The organism is Sphingosinicella sp. (genome assembly GCF_052387495.1).
GTDB lineage: Bacteria > Pseudomonadota > Alphaproteobacteria > Sphingomonadales > Sphingomonadaceae > Allosphingosinicella.
Map to the genome: position 1 here is coordinate 1 of NZ_JBQTJC010000207.1, position 3,637 is coordinate 3,637.

Annotated in this window: 5 protein-coding genes; 4 read left to right on the top strand and 1 reads right to left on the bottom strand. The window is 70.9% G+C overall.

All coding sequences use genetic code 11. The features are described 5' to 3' along the window. Positions 1–217 precede the first annotated feature (217 nt). A complete protein-coding gene (locus ACT4N8_RS11575) occupies positions 218–1,102 on the top strand; it encodes a LysR substrate-binding domain-containing protein (protein WP_444858278.1) in 885 nt (294 codons plus the stop codon). Between the two features lie 29 nt (positions 1,103–1,131). On the opposite strand, the gene cpdR is transcribed toward ACT4N8_RS11575, so the two are convergent. Next, positions 1,132–1,509 carry a cell cycle two-component system response regulator CpdR gene (cpdR, locus tag ACT4N8_RS11580; RefSeq protein ID WP_444858282.1) on the bottom strand — a complete coding sequence of 126 codons (378 nt, stop codon included), beginning with the start codon at positions 1,507–1,509 and terminating at the stop codon, positions 1,132–1,134. Positions 1,510–1,638: 129 nt separating this feature from the next. On the opposite strand from cpdR, the gene ACT4N8_RS11585 reads away from it, so the two are divergent. The 3 genes from ACT4N8_RS11585 to ACT4N8_RS11595 all read left to right on the top strand — a co-directional run. Further along, on the top strand, positions 1,639–2,538 hold the full coding sequence (locus ACT4N8_RS11585; RefSeq protein ID WP_444858279.1) for an N-formylglutamate amidohydrolase: 900 nt from the start codon (positions 1,639–1,641) through the stop codon (positions 2,536–2,538). A 2-nt stretch (positions 2,539–2,540) separates the two neighbouring features. Further along, on the top strand, positions 2,541–2,798 hold the full coding sequence (locus ACT4N8_RS11590) for a hypothetical protein (RefSeq protein WP_444858280.1): 258 nt from the start codon (positions 2,541–2,543) through the stop codon (positions 2,796–2,798). Between the two features lie 78 nt (positions 2,799–2,876). Next, a partial coding sequence (locus ACT4N8_RS11595) for an S-adenosylmethionine:tRNA ribosyltransferase-isomerase (protein ID WP_444858281.1) occupies positions 2,877–3,637 on the top strand: 761 nt, incomplete at its 3' end.

Here is a 3,637-nt window from a genome sequence, read left to right on the forward strand (position 1 = left end):
AGGCCGGCGGGGGGCCGCCGGCCTGGAAGTTTTTAGGAGAGGATGCCTGAAAAGGCAGGGCCGTTTTTGCGCTTGCACGGTTTTTGTGCAAGTGCGAAGAAAGCAACGGCAAGTGCAGCTTTTGCACTCGGGATTGGCGGCTTCTCCCTCTGCGAGGCGGGCCGGCGATCCGGTGTGCACTGCACAAAAACAAGGAGGCCGTAACGGCAGGTCGAGGATGAAACGTCTCCCGCCCCTCACCGCCGTCGAGGCGTTCGTGGAGGCCGCGCGGCTGGGCTCGGTCAAGGCCGCCGCCGACGCGCTCGCTTTGTCCTCGCCCGCGCTCACCCGCCGCATCCAGAGCCTGGAGCGCCATCTCGGCCGCGCCTTGTTCGAGCGGCGCCACCAGTCGGTGCGCCTCAATGCCGAGGGCGAGCGTCTGCTCGCCGAGCTCGGCCCGGCGCTGGACGAGCTGGGCCGCGCGCTCGAAGCCGCGAGCGGCCAGACCGAGCTGCTCCGGCTGCGGCTCGGCGTGCTCCCGCTCTACGCCTCGCACCGGCTGATGCCCGGCTTGGCCTCGTTGCGTGCCGCCCATCCCGAGCTCCACCTCGACATCGACACCGCCGCCCATGCCGCCGCCCGGCTCGACGAGGGGCTGGACGCGGCGATCGTGCTCGCCCGCGCGGTCGACCCCGCGCTCTACGCCCGGCGGCTCGGCACCGAGCGGGTGGTCGCGATCGGCGCGAAAGCGCTCACCGAAGGGCCGCGCGCCCTCGCCCATCCCCGCGACCTGGAAGCCGCGACCGTGCTGATTCACCGCGACCTGCCCGACGCCTTCGCTTACTGGCGCGAGGCGGTCGGCCTGCCCGACCTGGAGCCGGCGGCGATCGACGCCTTCGATTCGGGCCAGCTCATCCTCGACGCCGCCGCCGAGGGGCTGGGCGTCGCCTTCATGTTCGACATGCACCTCGAAGGCGCGCACGACCCGCGGCTCGCGCGGCTGTTCGGGATCGAGACCGAGAGCCCCTATGCCTATTGGTTCGTCTGCCGGAAGAGCGCGCTGGAGCGGCCGGCGGTGCGCATCTTCCACGACTGGCTGATCGGCGAGGTGGCGGGGCCTTAGCGGTCAAGCCGCCGCAGGGCGGCGAAGCCCTAAAGCCGCCCGTGCTGGTCCTCCGACTGGAACATGCGCTCCACCTCCAGCACGAGGTCCTTCAGGTGGAACGGCTTGGACAGCACCTTGGCGTCCGGCGTCTTGCGCCCGGCCTTCAGCGCCACCGCGGCGAAGCCGGTGATGAACATGACGCGGATCGCGGGGGCGATCTCGGCCGCCTTCTGGGCGAGTTCGATCCCGTCCATCTCGGGCATGACGATGTCGGTCAGCAAGAGGTCGAAGGGCTCGCTCTCGAGCAAGGGCAAAGCCGCCGTTCCCCGGTCGACCGCGACCACCTTGTAGCCCACCCGCTCGAGCGCGCGGGCGAGATAGACCCGCATCGAATCGTCGTCTTCGGCGAGGAGGATTCTGAGCATCCGTGCGTCCCGAGTCCGGCCCTTGATCGCGCCGTCCGCCGCGTTATGCGCGAAGGCGGCCGCATTTTCCAGCCGCCGCCGCGGCCGCGATTGCGCCTGTCCCATCCCGGCTCTACTTTGCTGCCGGAGATGACCGAGCCGCCCTCAGACGCGCCGTCCGCCGACGCGCCCGCCGACGTCCCTTTCGTCCGGATCGGTCCGGCGCGCCCCGAATCGCCGGTCGTGCTCTCCGTCCCCCATGCCGGCCGTGCCTACAGCCCGGCCTTGCTCGCCGCCGCCCGGCTCCATCGCTCGGTGCTCGAATCGCTCGAAGACCGGCTCGTCGACCGGCTCGTCTGGCGCGCTACCGACGCGGGCGCGACCGCCTTCGTCGCCCTGACCCCCCGCGCCGAGATCGATCTGAACCGCGAGGAGCGCGAGCTCGACGCTGCCTTGATCGATCCGCCGCCGCCGGCGACGCGGATCGTCCAGTCGCTGCGCACCCGCGGCGGCATCGGCCTGATCCCGGCGCGGATCGCCGGCGCCGGCGCGATCTGGAAGGCCCGAATCCCCCAGGCCGAGCTTGACCGGCGGATCGCCAGCGTCCACCGCCCCTATCACGCCGCTTTGGCGGCCGCCCTCGCCGCCGCGCGCGACCGCTTCGGTGCCGCCTTGCTGCTCGACTGCCATTCGATGCCGCCCCGCCCCCCGCCCGACGGCGGGCGCGACGGCATCGCCGTCTTCGGTGACCGCCATGGCACGAGCTGCGCCCCGGAGCTGATCGACGCCGCCGTCGCTGCCGCGCGCGGCTTGGGCTACCGCATCGGCGTTAACGCGCCTTATGCCGGCGGCTATATCGTCGGGCGCCACGGCCGGCCGGAGACGGGCGTCCACGCCCTCCAGCTCGAGCTCTGCCGATCCGCCTATCTCGACGTCGAGCTCAGGAATCCCGGCCCCGGCTTCGCCGACGCCTGCCGCCTGATCGAAGCCGTGGTGGCGGCGCTGGAGGCCCGCCTCCTTGGCGAGGCGCAAGCGATCGCGGCGGAGTAGAAATGCCCTACGAGCCGGACGAAAAGCTCCAGGTGCTCTGGTGGAGCCTTTGGTGCCTCTCGTTCCTGCTAGCCGTCGCGGCGGTCTACCTCATCGCCGAACACTGGCAGGCGACCCGCCTCGAACTTGTTCCGGTCCTCGCTGGCTTCGCGTTGATCGTGGTCGCCGTGTCGATCATCGTTCTGTTCTTCCGCAGGGCACCGAAATCCGCACCGAAATACACCGAAATACACCGAAATACCCTCTCTTCGCTATCTTGATCCAAGCGCGCGACCGTTGACAGCCGGATTGCCTCGCGGCGGCTTCGCAACCGCCGCGTTGGAGGTTAGGGCCTCCCCATGCGCGTCGAGCTTTTCGATTTCGAGCTACCGCCGGACCGGATCGCGCTCAGGCCCGCGGTCCCGCGCGATAGCGCGCGGCTGCTTCGCGTCGCGGGCGGGGCGTTCTCGGACCATGTCGTCAGCGACCTGCCGGGGCTGCTCCGGGCGGGCGATATGCTCGTCTTCAATGACACGCGGGTGATCCCGGCGCAGCTGGAAGGCCGACGAGGGGCGGCGCGGATTGGCGCGACGCTGCACAAGCGCGAGGGGCCGCGGGACTGGCGCGCCTTCCTGCGCAATGCGCGGCGGGTGCGTGACGGGGATAGGATCGAGTTCGGCGCCGGGGTGGCCGCGCTCGCGTCGGAGCGGGCGGCGGACGGTTCGGCTTTGCTCCAGTTCGAGGGCAAGGAGCCAGTCGAACTGCTGCTCGAACGGGCCGGGCGGATGCCGCTGCCGCCCTATATCGCCGGCAGGCGCGAAGCCGACGCGCGCGATGCCGAGGATTATCAGACGATGTTCGCGCGTGAGGAAGGCGCAGTCGCCGCGCCCACGGCGGCGCTGCACTTCACGCCCGGGCTGATGGCGACGCTGGCCGAAGCGGGGATCGGCCACGAGACGCTGACGCTCCATGTCGGCGCCGGCACCTTCCTGCCGGTCAAGGCGGACGACCCCAGGGACCATGTCAGGCAAGACGAATGGGGGCGGATCGCGGCGGAGACGGCCGAGCGGCTCCACGCGGCGCGGGCGAAGGGCGGCCGGATCCTCCCGGTCGGCACGAC